The 13,177-nt window shown below is 75.5% G+C and carries 12 protein-coding genes; 2 read left to right on the forward strand and 10 right to left on the reverse strand.

Annotated features, from left to right (window positions below; genetic code table 11):
- Nucleotides 1–98: 98 nt before the first annotated feature.
- From ACIQOW_RS19395 to ACIQOW_RS19420, 6 genes are all read right to left on the reverse strand, one after another.
- Nucleotides 99–770, reverse strand: a complete 672-nt coding sequence (locus ACIQOW_RS19395) for a DUF402 domain-containing protein (protein WP_401086441.1) — start codon at nt 768–770, stop codon at nt 99–101.
- Complete coding sequence (locus ACIQOW_RS19400; protein ID WP_401086443.1) at nt 767–1,609, reverse strand: hypothetical protein; 843 nt, start codon at nt 1,607–1,609, stop codon at nt 767–769. The genes ACIQOW_RS19395 and ACIQOW_RS19400 overlap by 4 nt, the downstream gene beginning before the upstream one ends.
- The gene (locus ACIQOW_RS19405; protein WP_401086446.1) at nt 1,606–3,399 is read right to left on the reverse strand and encodes a GMC family oxidoreductase; all 1,794 of its coding nucleotides are present in this window, start codon (nt 3,397–3,399) and stop codon (nt 1,606–1,608) included. The genes ACIQOW_RS19400 and ACIQOW_RS19405 overlap by 4 nt, the downstream gene beginning before the upstream one ends.
- A complete protein-coding gene (locus ACIQOW_RS19410) occupies nt 3,396–3,887 on the reverse strand; it encodes a hypothetical protein (protein WP_401086449.1) in 492 nt (163 codons plus the stop codon). Before ACIQOW_RS19410 ends, ACIQOW_RS19405 begins: the two co-directional genes overlap by 4 nt.
- 334 nt (nt 3,888–4,221) lie before the next feature.
- Entirely contained in the window at nt 4,222–5,268 is a 1,047-nt protein-coding gene (locus ACIQOW_RS19415; protein ID WP_401086452.1) for a TIGR03617 family F420-dependent LLM class oxidoreductase, read from the reverse strand.
- 139 nt (nt 5,269–5,407) lie between these two features.
- The gene (locus tag ACIQOW_RS19420) at nt 5,408–6,004 is read right to left on the reverse strand and encodes a TetR/AcrR family transcriptional regulator (protein ID WP_401086455.1); all 597 of its coding nucleotides are present in this window, start codon (nt 6,002–6,004) and stop codon (nt 5,408–5,410) included.
- Nucleotides 6,005–6,113: 109 nt separating this feature from the next.
- On the opposite strand from ACIQOW_RS19420, the gene ACIQOW_RS19425 reads away from it, so the two are divergent.
- Complete coding sequence (locus ACIQOW_RS19425; RefSeq protein WP_401086457.1) at nt 6,114–7,676, forward strand: carboxylesterase/lipase family protein; 1,563 nt, start codon at nt 6,114–6,116, stop codon at nt 7,674–7,676.
- A gap of 132 nt (nt 7,677–7,808) precedes the next feature.
- Here the strand turns inward: ACIQOW_RS19425 and ACIQOW_RS19430 are convergent, their stop codons facing one another.
- A complete protein-coding gene (locus ACIQOW_RS19430; protein ID WP_401086460.1) occupies nt 7,809–8,489 on the reverse strand; it encodes a type 1 glutamine amidotransferase domain-containing protein in 681 nt (226 codons plus the stop codon).
- A gap of 239 nt (nt 8,490–8,728) precedes the next feature.
- Between ACIQOW_RS19430 and ACIQOW_RS19435 the strand changes: the two genes are divergently transcribed.
- A complete protein-coding gene (locus tag ACIQOW_RS19435) occupies nt 8,729–9,640 on the forward strand; it encodes a LysR family transcriptional regulator (protein ID WP_401086463.1) in 912 nt (303 codons plus the stop codon).
- A 21-nt stretch (nt 9,641–9,661) separates the two neighbouring features.
- Here ACIQOW_RS19435 and ACIQOW_RS19440 read toward each other — a convergent pair whose 3' ends face one another.
- The 3 genes from ACIQOW_RS19440 to ACIQOW_RS19450 all read right to left on the reverse strand — a co-directional run bounded on the left by ACIQOW_RS19440 (nt 9,662) and on the right by ACIQOW_RS19450 (nt 13,099).
- Complete coding sequence (locus ACIQOW_RS19440) at nt 9,662–10,498, reverse strand: ABC transporter permease (RefSeq protein ID WP_401086465.1); 837 nt, start codon at nt 10,496–10,498, stop codon at nt 9,662–9,664.
- A complete protein-coding gene (locus ACIQOW_RS19445) occupies nt 10,495–11,535 on the reverse strand; it encodes an ABC transporter ATP-binding protein (RefSeq protein WP_401086468.1) in 1,041 nt (346 codons plus the stop codon). Before ACIQOW_RS19445 ends, ACIQOW_RS19440 begins: the two co-directional genes overlap by 4 nt.
- A gap of 136 nt (nt 11,536–11,671) precedes the next feature.
- Entirely contained in the window at nt 11,672–13,099 is a 1,428-nt protein-coding gene (locus ACIQOW_RS19450; protein ID WP_401086471.1) for an RtcB family protein, read from the reverse strand.
- Nucleotides 13,100–13,177 lie beyond the last annotated feature (78 nt).

Genomic DNA, 13,177 nt, shown 5'->3' on the forward strand with positions numbered 1-13,177 from the left:
TGAGGAGGCCCGGTCGGACGTGACCTCGGCACCGGCCCGGTCGAGGACCTGCGCCCGTCCGCTCTCAGCGCCCGGCCACACTCATTGCCCAGCCGCCCTCAGTGCGCCGCCTCCGCGGTCGGGGTGCTGAGGGCGGTGGCCGGAAGGGTCGGCAGCGGACCTTCGGGCGGCGGCGTCCAGGCATCCGGGTCGGGGGCGAACGGACCGGTGCGCTCCCGGAGCTGGGCGAGGGCGAGCTCGCGGGCCCGGTCCATCTGCCGGTGGGTGGCCTCGTCGACGACGCCCAGACGCCGGGCCTGGGCGTACTCGTCCTCGTCCTTCCAGCTGTAAGCCGACAGGTCCGGGGCGATCACGAGGTCCAGGAAGAGGTCGAAGGTGTCGATGCCGATGGCCGTCCGCCGGTACGGCCGCTCGAAGTTGACGTACCAGCGCAGCGGACGCCCCTCGGGCGTCAGGAAGCGGTGCACGCTGAACGGCGCGCCGGCGGTGAAGCGGCTGAGCACCACGGTGTCGCGCCAGGTCCAGTGGTCGAGTTCCCACCGGCCGGAGGCGAGGTCCTGGATGCAGTCCAGCCGGGCGGCGTCGCCTCCCCCGCGTGCGGCGGCGGTCCAACTGGCCGGAGCCAGCGTCTCCGTCCCCGGCCGGGCGGTGAGGGTCAGCATGGCTCCGTCGTCCGCGAGCACGGTGTACGGCATGGCCGACCAGACCCGGCCGTGCACGACGTCCCGCCGGACGGCGGTGCCGCCCGGCGGGAACACCCGGACCGTCACCGGACGTAGTAGGCCCGGTTGTGGGCGGCGACCGGCGGCGACTGGTACGTCCAGACTCCGGCGGCCGGGGCGTCGGCGACCAGGTGGGCGAGGTCGCGCGCGGACTCCTCGGCGGGGTTGCCGAGGTCGATCCGGACGCGTTCGGCGGCGCGGTCGTCCAGGGCGTAGTACCGGTACGGCTGGTACACGTTGAGCGGCCCGGCCAGCAGCTTGCCCTCGTCGTCGGTGCCGTAGCCGGTGATCGGGGTGTTGTTGACGGACTCGGGGGTGAGGCCGAGCAGGTTGACGTCCAGGGCGAGGAGTTCCTCGTCGTGGCGGCGCAGCCCGTCCGCCCCGAGGGTGGCCCGGCGGCAGGACACGGACCAGCGTTCACGCACGGCGGGCGCGTTGAGGGAGGGCAGCGTGGTCTCGAACCAGCCCGGGTGCTTGGGCTCGGCGTACAGCCGGCGCCCGGCGTCGATGGCGAGCGGGTTGTCGCAGAGCACGTGCAGCCGGGCGATGCCGAGCAGCTTGGTCTGGTCGTAACCCCGGGCGAACTGGCCGTAGTCGACCACCGGCATCCGGTCCTCGGCGAAGAGCGGGTGGGCGATCAGGTTGATCTCCAGCTCCTGGGTGATGCCGCCGCCGTTCGGATACTGGGCGAAGTAGAGCTGGTAGTTGAGCGAGACGCAGGCTCCGCCGTCGAAGGCGGCGACACTCAGCCCGGGGTGGCGCTTGGCGAGCAGTTCGCGCGCCCGCGCGGGGTCGACCAGGTAGTCGACGCCGATGTTGTGCAACGCCCCGTAGTGGAAGGGCAGGTGGTACGGCTCCGGGACGGGCGGCAGCGGCAGGCCGGTCATGAGGACTCCGAGGGCGAGGAAGAGGACGAGAGGGCGACGGGGGCGCGGGAAGCCGCCGGGCTGTGCAGCGCCAGCAGGTCCCGGTGCATCCGCTCGGCGCTGCGCAGCGCGAGGGCCGCCATGGTGAGCGAGGGGTTGGAGGTGCCGAGGGAGGGCATCGAACCGCAGCCGACCGCGTACAGGTTGGGGTGGTCCCAGCAGCGCTGCCAGTGGTCGACCACCGAGGTGGCCGGCGAGGCGCCCATGACGTGGGTGCCACCGGCGTGGCCGGCACCCCGGTAGCCGTGGACGGTGCCCCGGTGTTCGAGGCGCCCCGGCCACCCGGCCGCCGGGTAGGCGGTGTGGTCCTCGGCACCCAGCAGCGCGAACAACTGGGCGGAGACGGCCCGGGCCGAGGCCATGCCCTCGCGGACGTACTCCGAGAGGTCGTAGCGGACGGCCGGGCCCGGCAGGCCGAGCGGGTCGCGCCGGTCCCGGTCGAGGGTGACCCGGTTGGCCGGGTCGGCGGGCTGTTCCAGCTCGAACTGGAGCGAGAACTGACGCCCCAGCCGGTCGCCGAGCCGCTCGCGCAGTTCCTTGCCGCGCAGGCCCGCGGCGAGCAGTGCCGCCGTCTCGGCCTCCGGCGCGCCGCCCGCCCAGGACCAGCCCCAGTTGCCGATCTCGATCCGGAACGGCGCCCGGCGGTCCCGGCCCGCCCCGAAGCGGAAGGCCTCCAGGCCGCTGGTGGACCCGGGTCCGCGGTAGGGGCCGACCGGGCCGGGCATCAGTCCCCAGGTGAGCAGGGCCGGGTGGTCCATCAGGTTGCGGCCGACCTGGTCGCTGCGGTTGGCCAGGCCGGAGAGGAGCAGCAGCCGGGCGTTCTCCATCGCATGGGCGGCGAGCACCACGAGGTCCGCCTCCACCCGGTGGGCGGTGCCGCCCGCGAGGTACTCGACCTCCCGGGCCCGCCCGGTCTCCGGATCGGCCAGCACCCGGCTGACGACGGCGTCCGTCCGCAGTTCGACCCCGGGTGCCCAGCGGGCCTGGGTGCGCAGCGGGGTGTACTTGGCGCCGCTCGGGCAGGCCGGGACGCAGCTCGAACTGCCCGCGCAGAGCGGCCCGTCGGCGGAGCCGGGACGGGTCGGCACGCCGTTGCGGGCGTGCGGGGTGGCGGTGACGGCGAGCCGGGCGGGGCCCGGCACGGCGGGGTCGCGGACGGTCCGGCCGTCGAGGGTGCGGGCCACTTCCCGGTCGAGGAAGCTGGCCGGGAGGGCCCGCATGGGGAAGTCGTAGCCGTCCGGGATGGGCAGTCCGACGGCGCTGCGCTGCTCCTCGGCGTCGGCGGCGACCCCGAGTTCGCGTTCGGCCTCGCGGTAGTGGGGTTCCAGGTCGTGGTAGCCGATCGGCCAGTTGCGGCCGTGGCCGAGGTCGCCGGTGCGGAAGTCCTCGGGGTGCATGCGCGGGGCGAGCCCGGTCCAGAGCAGTCCGGTGCCGCCGTTGGCGCGCAGGTAGCCGCTGGCGTAGGGCAGCGGCCCGTACTGGCGCAGGTGGCCGGTGGCGGTGAAGCCGCCCCCGGGGTGGCCGGTGAGGTCGGTGACGTCGGGTGACGGCGCCTCGGGGCTGTGCGGGTAGGGCGAGGTGGGCGGTCCGCCGCCGGCCGCGCGGTGGGTGGCGGCGGCCTCGGCGCCGGTGGGGGCGGCCCGGCCGGCCTCCAGGACGAGGACCCGCCAGCCCTGGGCACCGAGGCGGTGGGCGACCAGCGTCCCGGCGAAGCCCGCGCCGACCACGATCGCGTCCCAGCGCGCGCTCACCGGCCCTCGCCCCGGCGCGGCGCGCCCGTCCCCCGGGGGGCCGGACTTCCCTGGGCCGTCCCGCTCCCCCGGCCCGCCTCTGCTCCGTCCTGCGGACCGGCCTGGCCCGGCACCTCCGCCCCTCGGGGCGGCGCGGCCCAGCTGCCGTGTCCGGGGGCGGCGGCGCCGGGCGGGCGGGCGTGGAAGGTCCGCCAGACGAGTCCCTGGTCGTGGGCACGGGCGGAGGAGGGCGCCTCCCCCGGCCAGGCGCCGACGTACCAGAGGTGGACCAGGGCGTGCTCGTCGCGCACCCGGTGGGCCAGCGTGGTGCGGTGGTGTTCGTCCGCCATGCCGGTGGAGCGCAGCTCGGGTACGTCGAAGCCGGTCAGTTCGGCGCAGACGCGCAGGAACTCGTCCAGGTCGGCCAGGGCGTCGACGTACGCGTTCGCGACGGGGTCCCAGCACTCCGCCAGGTCGTAGTCGGCCGGGCGGTTGTCGGACACGGACACGCGGGCACCCCCACGATCGGCAACGGGTGGCCGAGGCATGACAGGCCGTACGGCACGACGGTCCGTACGACGCGACAGGCCTCGCAACGCGGCAGGCGGGGACCGCCCGGTTCCGCGGACGGACCCCTCTGCCACCGTGATCCTGCCGCCCCGCCTCGCCGCCGAGGGCTCATTGCACGGATCTGCCCGTACTTCGCCATCCGTTGCCCGACCGGCGGCCTGCCGTGATCACCAGACGCCCGATTCCGGTCAGTCCGGTGCACGCATCGGTCCAGTGCACGCATCGGCCCAGTGCACGCATCAGTACGGCGCGCGCATCGGCACGGCGCGCGCCTCAGCCCAGCGCGCGCACCGCCGCCAGGACGTCCAGGCCGAGCACCGGGTCCGCGTCCTCGGGCAGACTGACGGACAGCCGGGTGACCAGGCCCGCGTAGCGCCGGTGGATCTCCCGGGCGACCTCCTCCACCGGGCCGCAGACCGCGAAGGTGTCGAACACCTGGTCGTCGATCAGCGCGGCCATCTCCGCCCAGCGTCCGCGCACCGAGTGGGCGTGCAGCTCCTCCTGGAGCCCCTCCCAGCCGTGCTGCGCCAGCACCGGGCGGTAGGCCGGCGTGGAGGCGTAGAACGCGAGCCGCTCGCGGGTGGCCGCCCGGTTGGCCGCCAGTTCCTCCTCGGTCCGGCCGGTGGCGGTGAGCACGCTGCCGACGATCTCGAACGGACACGCCGTCCACGTGGCGCCCTCCGCCTCGGCCCGGGCGCGTTCCTCGGTCAGACCGGGCAGCACCTGCTCGGCCAGGTAGGCGGTGGAGGAGAACGGGTGGCTCAGGAAGCCGTCCGCCACCGCCCCCGCGGTCCGGGTCATCAGCGGCCCGACGCCCGCCAGCAGGATCCGCGGCACCCCGGCCGGCACCGGGTCCGGCGAGAAGACCGGCGTCATCACCGTGTGGGTGTAGAACTCGCCCCGGAAGCGCAGCCGTTCGCCGGTCTGCCAGCTGTGCCAGATCGCCCGCACCGCGTGCACGTACTCGCGCATCCGGGCCGCCGGACGGTCCCAGGGCATCCCGAAGCGCTTCTCGATGTGCGGCTTGACCTGCGATCCCAGCCCGATGACGGCCCGTCCGCCGGAGGCCGCGTGCAGCCCCCAGGCCTGGTAGGCCAGCGTCATCGGGGTCCGGGCGAAGGCCACCGCGATGCCGGTGGCCAGCTCGATCGACTCGGTCCGGTCGGCCGCGCGGGCGAGCTGGAGGAACGGGTCGTACGCGGTCTCGGCGACCACCAGCCGGTCCATGCCCCGGCGTTCGGCCTGCTCGGCGGCGTCCAGGATGCCCGCCGGGTGTCCGGAGGCGATGGCGTCGAGGCGGAGGGCGGCGGGTCGGTCCATGGCGGTGCTCCTGGTCGCGGGCGGCGGTGCTACCCGGGTAGCCTGCCACCCCTCGACGCTCGCCCCGCCCGCTCCAGTCCGTCCCCAGGCCCGCACCCCGGCCCGCGCTGTGACCGGCGCTCCGGCCCGTGCAACCGCCCTACGCCGCGAACAGCCGGTCCAGGTGCCGGTCGACGGCCGTGAGCACGGCGGCGGGCCCGACCACGTCCAGCTCCAGCAGCGCGGTGAACCCGGTGAGCGCGAGCAGGAGGTCCGTCTCCACCGCCGGGTCGCGGTCGGCCGCGAGGCACCCGTCGGCGATCGCCTGCCGGACCACCTGTTCGACCATCGCCCGCCCCTGGAGCAGTCCGCCGCGCGCCCGCGCGTGGACCTCCTCGTCGTGCAGCGCCTCCAGCACGTAGGCGGCACTCATCCGGCTGGTCGTCCGCGCGTCGGCGTGCAGGGGCAGCAGTTCGACCAGCATCGCCCGCAGCACCTCACGCGGGTGCGGTGCCTCGCCGAGCGCTTCCAGCGCCCGGCCGACCCGCAGCGCGCTCTGCTCCCCGGCGAAGTCCATCGCGAAGGCGAGCAGCTGCGCCCGGGAGCCGAAGTAGTGCTGGAGCTGTCCGAGCGAGATGCCGGCCGCCTGCGCGACCTCGCGCATCGTCAGGTGCGTGGCGCCGCGCTGCTCCACGACCCGCCAGAGCGCTCGGGCGATCCTCTCGCGGCGTTCCCTGTGGTCGACCTGCTTCGGCATGCGCGGCGGCTCCTCGGGTTCTCTCCACACGCTTCGGACTCTTTTCCATACGCTTGACATAATACAGCCGACCTATAACGTGGAAAGCCTTCCGAGGGAGGAGCCCCCCATGCCGGAGCAACCCGTCGTCCGCACCACCGAGGGACTCGTCCGCGGCCGCTGGGAGCCGCGGCACGGGCAGGAACGGTACGGGCAGGCACAACACGGCCGGGAAGCACACGGCCGGGAGCCGCAGGAGAGTGAGGGGCTCGCGGTCTTCCGCGGCATCCGCTACGCCCGGCCGCCGGTCGGGGAACTCCGCTTCGCCGCCCCCGTCGAGCCCGAACCCTGGGAGGGCGTCCGCGAGGCCACCGCCTTCGGCCCCGTCGTCCCGCAGTCCGGGCCGATGCCCACCGGTCCCGCCGAGCCGTCCGAGGACACCGACTGGCTGACGCTCAACGTCTGCACGCCCGATCCGGGCGCGGCCGGGCTGCCGGTCCTGGTCTGGATCCACGGCGGCGGGTTCATGGCCGGCGCCTCCGGCGACCCGCTCTACGATCCGACCGCCCTGGCCTCCGCCGGGCTGGTCGTGGTGAGCATCAACTACCGCGTGGGCGCCGAGGGCTTCGTCCTGCTGGAGGGCGCGCCCGCCAACCGGGGCTTCCTGGACCAGATCGCCGCCCTGCGGTGGGTGCGGCGCAACATCGCCCGGTTCGGCGGCGACCCCGCGCAGGTGACCGTCGCCGGGCAGTCCGCGGGCGCCGGGTCGGTCGCCGCCCTGCTGACCATGGACGCGGCCCGCGGCCTGTTCCGGCGGGCCGTCGCCCACACCGTCCCCGGCACCCACTGCACCCCCGCGCTGGCCGCCGAGGTCACCGCCGGGCTCGCGAGGCTGCTCGGCACGGCCCCCACCGCCACGGCGCTGGCCGAGGTGCACCCCTGGCGCCTGGCCGCGGCGGTCACCGAACTCGGCGCCGCGCTGCCGGAGCACCTGGCGCGCTGGGGTCGGCTGGCGCACAGCGGCATCGCCACCGTCCCGGTGGTCGACGGCGAGGTGCTGCCCGGGTCCCCGTGGTCGGCGCTCGGCGACGGCGTCGAGCTGCTGGCCGGTCACACCCGGGACGAGTTCCGCCTGTTCAGCGTCCTCAGCGGCCGGCACGGCGGCTTCACCGAGGAGGAGGCGCGCCTCGCCCTTGAGCTGTTCGCCCCGGCGCCGGACGGCCCGGACGCCTACCGGGCCGCCCTCCCGGGGGCGACCCCCTCCGAACTCCTCGAAGCGGTCTGCTCCGACGCCCTGTTCCGGGTGCCGTCCCTCCGGCTGGCCGAGGCCAACGCGGCGGCCGGCGGCACCTCGTACCTCTTCGAACTCGCCCTGCCCGCCGCCGCCCTCGACGGCGTCTTCGGCGCCTGCCACAGCCTGGACGTACCGCTCGCCTTCGGCTCCCTGGACAGCCCGACGGCGCGGCGGTTCCTCGGCGACCCGCCCGCGCCGGAGGTGGTCCGGGTCTCGGCGGAACTGCGGCAGGCCTGGGTCCGGTTCGCCACCACCGGCGACCCGGGGTGGCCCGCCTTCGATCCGGACGAGCAGCTCACCCGGGTCCTGGACGCCCGCTCCCGGACCGTCCGCTACCCGGAACAGACCGCCCGCCGGATCTGGGCGGGGCACCCGCTCACCGCCTACGACCTGCACTGACGGCAGCCCCCGGCCCGAACCGGGCGAACGGTTCGTACGGACGACACACCCGTACGCACCGCTCGCCCGCCCGTCCGGCGGAGCCCACCGCCCGGCGGGTCCACCACCCGCCGGGCCCCACCCGTCCGGCCGCTACGCCGCCGAGGCGTCCAGCAGCTTCAGCAGCTCGGTGGCCGCCAGGGCCGAGGAGGCCGGGTTCTGACCGGTCACCAGGTTGCGGTCGACCTCCACGTGCGGCGCCCAGGGCTCGCCCTCCACGAAGTCCACGCCGAGCCCGACCAGCCGGTCCTGGAGCAGCCAGGGCGCCCGGTCGGCCAGGCCGGCCTGGGTCTCCTCGGCATTGGTGAAGCCGGTCACCCGGTACCCGGTGAAGGGCGAGCCGCCGTCCTCGGTCCGTGCGGCGAGCAGCGCCGCCGGGCCGTGGCAGACCACCCCGAGCGGGCGCCCGGAGGCCAGCGCCCGGGTGAGCAGCCGGCCGGAGTCGGCGTCGACCGCCAGGTCCTCCATCGGGCCGTGGCCACCGGGGTAGTACACGACGTCGTAGTCGGCCGGGTCCACCTCGGCCAGCACCAGCGGCTGCCGGAACTCGGCGATCTTCTCCACCTCGTCGGCCATCGCCGGGTCGGTCAGGCTGGCCCGGTCCGCGACCGGGACGACGCCGCCGGGGGTGGCGGCGGTGACCCGGTGGCCGGCCTCGGTGAAGGCGCGGTACGGGACGACCGCCTCCTCCGCCCAGAAGCCGGTCGGGTGCGCGGTGCCGTCGTTCAGGGTCCAGGACCTCGAACCGGTCAGGACGAACAGGATGTCGGCCATGGGCGATGCCTCCAGGGGTGCCGCGGTCTGTGCCGCGACGGGCCCGCCGCGGCGCTCACGGCGTCGACGCTAGACGCGCCCGGCCCGCGGGGACCAATGGGCCACGCGATGCGGGCCATCGGGATTCCGATACCTCACCCGGACTGGTCGAACCGGGCGACGCACCGACCGTCGAACCGGCCGACGACCTCACCTTCCAGCCCGTCGTCGAGCCATCGGAATCCCGTAGGCTCACCGGCATGAGCGATCGGCCGGCCACCGGCTCGGGTCCCCTGGACCTCAACCAGCTGCGCACCTTCCTCGCCGTGCACCGCGCGGGCTCCTTCACCGCGGCCGCGCACCTGCTGGGCCTGTCCCAGTCCACGGTGACCGCGCAGATCCGGACCCTGGAGCAGCGGCTCGGCCGGGAGCTGTTCGAACGGCGGGCGCGCGGAGTCAGCCCGCTGCCGTACGCCGACGACCTCGCCGCCCGGCTCGCCGGACCGCTGGACCGGCTCGCCGGGCTCGCCGACGGGCGCGGCGGGGGCGTGCCGGAGCCGGTGCACCTCGCCGGGCCGGCCGAGTTCCTCGGCACCGTGCTGCTGGCGGAGCTGGCCCCGCTGGTCGCCGAGGGGGTCCAGCTGCGGGTGAGCAGCGGGCTGACCGACCCGCTGCTGGCGGAACTGCGCGCCGGACAGCACGACCTGGTGGTCGCCACCCGGCGCCCGCGCGGCCGGACGCTGCTCGCCGAACCGCTGGCCGACGAGGAGTTCGTCCTGGTCGCGGCCCCGGTCTGGGCCGAGCGGCTGGCCGGCCGGGAACTGCCCGACGCGCTGGCCGAGGTCCCGCTGCTCAGCTACGCCGAGGACCTGCCGATCGCCCGCCGCTACTGGCGGCACGTCTTCGGCCGGCGGCTGCACACCCGGGCGGCGGTCACCGTGCCGGACCTGCGGGCGGTGCTCGCGGCGGTGACCGCGGGTGCGGGCTGGAGCGTGCTGCCCGGCTACCTGTGCCGGGCCGAACTCGCCTCCGGGGCGCTGCGGTTGCTGCACGAGCCGGCCGATCCGCCGATCAACACCGCCTACCTGGTCCGCCGCCCGGCCGGCCCGGCCAACCCGCACGTCGCCCTGGTCCGCGAGCGCCTGCTGGCCACCGCCCGTAGCTGGGACTGACCATCACGGCGCGCCCCCGCGTCAGACCGCCAGGTCCCGCCGCTCCAGCAGCCGGAAGGCCGCGGCCAGCCCGAGCAGCCCCACCCCGAGCAGCACCCCGAAGGACGCCCACGGCACCCCGCCGTGGCCGAGCACGTCGCCGGGCGCGTAGTAGTGGAACGGGCTGAGGTAACGCAGCGGCCTGGCCGGGGACCAGGCCAGCGCGACGAAGTTGAGCGCGAAGCCGACCGCGCCGAAGGCGACGGCCGCGCCGATCACATGGGCCCGCCGCCGGCTGAGCGCGGAGACCGCCAGCACCGGTCCGGTCAGGCAGAACGCGAGGGCGCAGCCGAGCAGTCCGGCGGTGAGCACCGCGGTCACCGGGACGGCTTCGCGCAGTTTCACGGAGAACGCCACCCCGAGCACGAGGGTGAGCGTGGCGGCGGCGTTGAGCAGCACCGTGGCGGCGACCAGGGCGCCGGCCCGTTCGGCGAGCAGCCTGCGGCGGGAGAGCGGACGGGTCATCAGCAGCTCGATGGTGCCGGACTCGACGTCGGCCGCGACGGCGGCGGCGCCGAGCGAGCCGATCACGGTGAGCTGGAGGGCGATCCAGAACGGGTGGGTGAGTCCCGCGCCGAGCAGGCCCGGGTAACTGGCGATGGAGACGTCGCCGTTGGAACCGCTGAAGGCCCGGAAGGCGCCGGGCGGGTTGCGGCGTTCGGCGCCGAACAGGTCGCCGGGCGGGACGGTCCCGGCGATCACCACGATCAGGGTCTCGAAGACGACCATGCCGAGCAGCAGGGAGAGCAGCATCCGGCGCCGCCGGTGCAGGGCGAGCCAGACCAGCGGGAGGCGGCGGTTGACGGTGCCCGGGTTCACGGCCGCTCCTCCTGGTCAGGGCGGCCGTCTTCGTCCGTGCCGTCCTTCCCCGGGCCGTCTTTCTCCGTGCCGTCTTCGTCCGTACGGCCTTCGGCGCCGACCGAGCGGTAGAGGTCGAGGAAGGCCTCGTCCAGGCCCGCCTCCTCCACCGTCAGGTCGGTCACCGACTGCTCGGCGAGCAGCGTGCGCACCGCCCCGACCACCTCGTCCGGCGGCACCAGCAGTTCGACCCGCGGGCCGTCCCAGCGCGGTGCCCAGCGCTCGGCGGCGCCGAGCGGCCTGGCGCCCCGCCCGTCGGCGAGGAGCAGCCGGACCCTGCGGGCCCGGGCCTGGCGCAGTCCGGCCACCGAGCGGACGGTCACCAGCCGGCCTTGGCGGACGATGGCGACCCGGCCGCAGGTCCGCTGCACCTCGGGCAGCACGTGGCTGGAGAGCAGGACGGTCCGCCCGGCCGCGGTCTCCTCGGCGAGCAGTTCGTAGAAGGTCTCCTGGACCAGCGGGTCGAGCCCCTCGCTCGGCTCGTCCAGCACCACCACGGGGGGCCGGTGTTGGAACGCCTGGACGAGCCCGAGCTTCTGCTTCATGCCCCGCGAGTACTCCCCGACCGGGCGCGCCAGGTCGGCCCGGGAGAGCTTCAGCCGCCCGCACAGCTCGCCCTGGCGCGGCACCGGGGCTCCCTGGAGGGCGGCGAGCAGGTCGAGGGTCTGCTGCCCGGTGAGTTCGGGGTAGAGCCGCAGTTCGCCCGGCAGGTAGCCGATCGAGGGGGCGAGCCGGCCGTGGTCGGCCACCGGGTCGAGGCCGAGCACCCGCACCTGCCCGTCGCTGGGGCCCAGCAGACCGACCAGGCAGCGCAGCGTGGTGGTCTTCCCCGCACCGTTGGGGCCGAGCAGGCCGAAGACCTCGCCGGCCTCGACCGAGACGTCCAGCTCTTCGATGCCGACCGTGCTGCCGTAGCGCTTGGTGAGCGAGCGCAGTTCGATCACCGGGCCGTCGCCGGGGCCCCGGCGGTCCACGGCTGCGTCGGCGTTCCCCGGCATGACCACCTCCTGGGACGGCTGGCGCTCCCGTGCGGGCCGCGCCCCCCTGCGAGCGATGCGTCCGCGACGCGTCCGATGCGCATCCAAGCGTGCCCGGGCGGGCGAGTCGAGGGACGCGCCCGGGCCGCCCCGAGGCTCACCCCTTGCAGACGCCCAACGGCACCAGCCGGGCGACCTGCCGGGCGAGCCCGGCGGCCTCGGTGACGGCGGCCACCGCGTCGACGTCCTTGTACGCCTCGGGCGTCTCCTCCGCCAGTGCCCGCCAGGAGGCCGGGCGCACCGCGATGCCCCTGGCCTCCAGATCGCGCTTCAGTTCCTCCCCTCGCACGGTGCGCAGCGCCTGGTGGCGGCTCAGCAGCCGCCCGGCGCCGTGGCAGGCGGAGCGGAAGGCCTCGTTGCCGGGCAGGCCGACCATGACGTACGAGGCGGTGCCCATCGTGCCCGGCACCAGCACCGGCTGCCCGGCCGCCGTCAGGTCGGCGGGCAGGTCGGGGTCGCCGGGCGGCAGTGCCCGGGTGGCGCCCTTGCGGTGCACGCACAGCGTCCGGGGCACTCCGTCCACCTCGTGGGTCTCCAGCTTGGCGAGGTTGTGCGAGACGTCGTAGACCAGCTCCAGTCCGACGCCGAGCGCGGTGGCGAAGGCGCGGCGGGCCGCTTCGGAGAGCAGTTGCCGGTTGGCCCGGCCGTAGTTGGCGGCGGCGGTCATGGCGCCCAGGTAGGCGCGGCCGCGCGGGGAGTCGACCGGGGTGCAGGCGAGCTGGCGGTCGGGGAGCTCGATCCGGTGGTGGTGCAGTTCGCGGTCCATGGCGCGGACGTGGTCGGTGCAGATCTGGTGGCCGAGGCCGCGCGAGCCGCAGTGGATCATGACGCAGACCTGTCCCGGCCGCAGTCCGAAGGCGGCGGCGGTCGCCGGGTCGTGGATCCGGTCGACGGCCTGCACCTCCAGGAAGTGGTTGGCCGAGCCGAGGCTGCCGACCTGGTGCAGCCCGCGCTCGACGGCCCGGGTGCTCACCTCGCCGGGGGCCGCGCCCGGCAGCACGCCGCGGTCCTCGCAGCGCTCCAGGTCGCGGGGTACGCCGTGGCCGTGCTCGACGGCGTACCGGGCGCCGCCGAGCAGGAGGTCGTCCAGTTCCTCCGATCCGGACAGCTGCCACAGGCCGCCCCGGCCCAGCCCGCGCGGGACGGTGCGGTCCAACAGGTCCATCAGGCGCCCGATCCGCTCCGGGTCGAGTTCGTCCCGGCCGACGCCGGCCGCCAGCAGCCGCACCCCGCAGGAGATGTCGAAGCCCACTCCGCCGGGCGAGACCACCCCGCCCCGCTCGACGTCGGTGGCGGCGACCCCGCCGATCGGGAAGCCGTAGCCCCAGTGCACGTCGGGCATCGCGTAGGAGGCGCGGACGATCCCCGGCAGCGTCGCCACGTTCGCCACCTGCTCCAGCGCCTTGTCCCCGGCGGCCTGCGGCAGCAGCGCGCGGGACGCGAACACCACCCCTGGCACCCGCATCGGCGGGCGCGGCTCGATCCGCCACCGGTACCGGCCCGCCTCGGCCAGTGCGATCTCCACCTCGCTCACCCCGCTCCGCTCTCCCGCTCCCGCCCGCTCGTCCCGGCGGCTCGTCCCGTCCGCTCGTCCCGGCGGCCG

Source organism: Kitasatospora sp. NPDC091335 (assembly GCF_044757205.1).
Classification (GTDB): Bacteria; Actinomycetota; Actinomycetes; order Streptomycetales; family Streptomycetaceae; genus Kitasatospora.

What these genes read in the sequence shown, in the direction of transcription:
- ACIQOW_RS19430 (WP_401086460.1), bottom strand. Translation starts at nt 8,489, where the DNA reads ATGGCCGACATCCTGTTCGTCCTGACCGGTTCGAGGTCCTGGACCCTG.
- ACIQOW_RS19400 (WP_401086443.1), bottom strand. Translation starts at nt 1,609, where the DNA reads ATGACCGGCCTGCCGCTGCCGCCCGTCCCGGAGCCGTACCACCTGCCC.
- ACIQOW_RS19420 (WP_401086455.1), bottom strand. Translation starts at nt 6,004, where the DNA reads ATGCCGAAGCAGGTCGACCACAGGGAACGCCGCGAGAGGATCGCCCGA.
- ACIQOW_RS19415 (WP_401086452.1), bottom strand. Translation starts at nt 5,268, where the DNA reads ATGGACCGACCCGCCGCCCTCCGCCTCGACGCCATCGCCTCCGGACAC.
- ACIQOW_RS19445 (WP_401086468.1), bottom strand. Translation starts at nt 11,535, where the DNA reads ATGCCGGGGAACGCCGACGCAGCCGTGGACCGCCGGGGCCCCGGCGAC.
- ACIQOW_RS19435 (WP_401086463.1), top strand. Translation starts at nt 8,729, where the DNA reads ATGAGCGATCGGCCGGCCACCGGCTCGGGTCCCCTGGACCTCAACCAG.
- ACIQOW_RS19425 (WP_401086457.1), top strand. Translation starts at nt 6,114, where the DNA reads ATGCCGGAGCAACCCGTCGTCCGCACCACCGAGGGACTCGTCCGCGGC.